Source organism: Corynebacterium sp. UMB4614 (assembly GCF_030217065.1).
Lineage (GTDB): Bacteria > Actinomycetota > Actinomycetes > Mycobacteriales > Mycobacteriaceae > Corynebacterium.
This window is the reverse complement of the sequence record NZ_JASONC010000040.1, coordinates 1-2,661: the sequence shown is the minus strand read 5'-3', so window position 1 is coordinate 2,661 and position 2,661 is coordinate 1. Positions and strand designations below refer to the sequence as shown.

Below are 2,661 nucleotides of genomic sequence, written 5' to 3'. Positions count from 1 at the left end.
ATCCTTGGCATCCTGGTCAAATTTCTTCGGCATGTTCCAGATTTTCCCATCTACTCAAACGGAACAAAACCTGGGACACTTCAAAGCACCGATCGTCCTAGCCAGCACTGACACAAGCAGCGCAACTGCTGCAAGCAGTAAAAACACTGGGACACTTTCGCCTATTAGCCCTGCCTAGTTGATAGGGGTGATAGGGAAACAGGGCTTGAAGCGAGAGTTTTCTTAGTTTTATTCTTATCCAACCGTTTTAGGATTACGGGCGTAGGCCTTAAAAGCTCGCACTATGCGGTAGTTCGTATTGGCTTCAATTACAGAGGAAAGTCTTTCTCCGTCAGCAATCCATTGGAGAGGATCAAAACTGCTGTTCCATCGCTGAGCGACACCAACTCTGCCGTCGCTTTGAAAATTTTTCCGCCATTCTCTGATCCATCCATCGAAGGTATGGGGTGAACTTTTTAAAGCTTGGTGGGCTGCAGAACAGAATGCGTTTTCTTCTGCTTCATCTACTCCCCAGACTGCTGAGGGTCTTGCATTGTCGGGGTAGATGATTACGTAGGTGTGTTTCATGACAATGTTTTATTTGCAGGGACTAGGGGGATGGGGCGGTGTAGATAGTGTGCGAATCTTCTATCGACAGTTACATCCGCCTCTGCTTCTATCTGTCTTGCAATCCACAGCCCTTCTTGTAGCCAGCTGTTGAGGTCAAAGCCCTCTCTCCACCAAGAAACAAACGACGTTCCAACACCATATCCATAGTTTTCGATCCAAGTGCGGTTCCACCGTTTTAAGATTTCGATTAGGCCAATGCTGAGGTGTAGGTCAGATGGCTGAAGGAAATCGTCTTCACGTTCGCGCTGTATGTCATCCCTTTCTGACCATAGTCCCCAATCCATCCCTTCTTCAGGAAACAGTGTGATTATCGTGGTAGGTACTTTCGGCATCCTCCCCAATCCCTTCCGCCTCGGTCGTCATTCGTGTAGGCATTGTGCAGGGTAGAAGAGCTACTTCATACAATGGCGTAGCTTCTGACGTTAGAGTAAGTGTTATACCTTGTTTTAAGGTATGTCCCAGGCCTGCTTGTTTTATTGGTGAACTCTTGTGATAGGAGCGTATGTGCTACGCAGGTTTGAAAGTCTTCCCAAACCTGTCTCGTTATCTCCTCTTGAGGGGGCATGTGGTTATCGGCAATATGCCAAAGATCCCTGCAGTATAGACTCACGCCAGAGTGGTGAAAAACGGTAAGTTTTCCGTTGTCATATCCGCCAATACACTCATGCATTCTATCAAAATTGTCTCCGATAACTTCCTCTGAATCAGTTGATCTACTGGCTGGCCGGCTGGCTCCGAAGGCTGATATTTCTTGGTATGCCGGAAGAGGAAAATTAGGAGACCGGATAAGCCCTCGCTGAAAATACTGCAAATCCCCTCCGTCTTTAGTCGGTTTGATGTCTGCGGTCGGATACCCGTATTTTCCTTTTTCGAAACCGCTATTTGCCCATTCATACAGAACTGGACCATAGATAGGATGGGCTCCGGTTGCTGGAGACCAGTAGATAAAACCCCAGACAAACCTGCTAAATTTTCCAACTCCATCTGGAGTTGATGTCTCATCCTCGATTGGGTAGCTGAGCATTTGTCCTTGTTCGGCACCTGTCTCCAGCCACTTATCGTAGATTGCACCCTTGATAGCTGCTAGACCAGCAAGGGATCCATAGATGTGTCCCTTTGAGAAAGACTGTTTCCGGCCGGTTCCGTCTGGCAAAGCGAATTCATCGGTGGTGGGGTATCCCAGCTCACCTCGCTCCCAGCCATTGCGGGCCCAAACAACAGAAAAGTGCGTGGTAATCGGATGAGCGCCGGTTTGGGGGTGCCAGTAGATGAACCCGTTGACGAACTCATTGCGACGTCCGACACCATCAGGAACGCCGAGTTCATTGGACTTCGGCCAAGTGAGGAAACTCTTTGGTCCACCGAGGGAATCGTACTTTTCCCGGATTTTTCCGCACACTTTAAAAGGGCTAGGCCAATACGTCCGACAGTTATCAACGGCGGCAAACGTCTGTACTCCAGAGCGTGTCTGCGTGGCTTGTTCTTTAGCCTCTTGGATTTCGGCTTGGTTAGCTTGTTCTTTCGTGAATCCACCGGGAATTTGTTCTTTATCGGAACGCATCTTCCCTGGAGTGATTTTGCTTTTGGGGTTGGTGGTGGGATGCCAGTTCTTACCTGTTTGGTTATCAACGTTGTTGTCGTCGAACCCCGGTTCTGTTGGTTCTAGGTTTTCTCGTCCGGGTGCGACCTGATCAGCGTGGTTGTCTGCTGGTGTACTGGTAGTTGTTGGTGGTTGTGTGGGGTGAGCCTGCACGGCAGGGGTGAACCCCATGCCGAGGGTGATGGCGAATAGGAAAGTGGTGATAATGCGAGATGGTCTGGCCATGGTGGGGCATCTTTCGCTGTAGTGGATGGTTAGAAATGAGCTTAGTGTGAGAAACGTATCTCGGGAATGAAAAATGGCTGACTAGTTGGAAAATCTTGCAAAATCCCAGGGAAACTACGGTTGCGTCCCTTAGTGTGGTGTAACGCTTACGAGGGTGTCCGATTCTTTGTGTGCGGGGGTTTGGTTTACAAGTAGTCCGCGAATCGGTCGGGGTAAGCCACGGCTAG

General features: G+C 49.3%; 2 protein-coding genes. Both read right to left on the bottom strand.

The features are described 5' to 3' along the window. Nucleotides 1–234: 234 nt before the first annotated feature. Complete coding sequence (locus QP413_RS09785; protein WP_141759501.1) at nucleotides 235–567, bottom strand: hypothetical protein; 333 nt, start codon at nucleotides 565–567, stop codon at nucleotides 235–237. Nucleotides 568–1,006: 439 nt separating this feature from the next. Continuing rightward, entirely contained in the window at nucleotides 1,007–2,434 is a 1,428-nt protein-coding gene (locus QP413_RS09780; protein WP_284781586.1) for a hypothetical protein, read from the bottom strand. Nucleotides 2,435–2,661 lie beyond the last annotated feature (227 nt).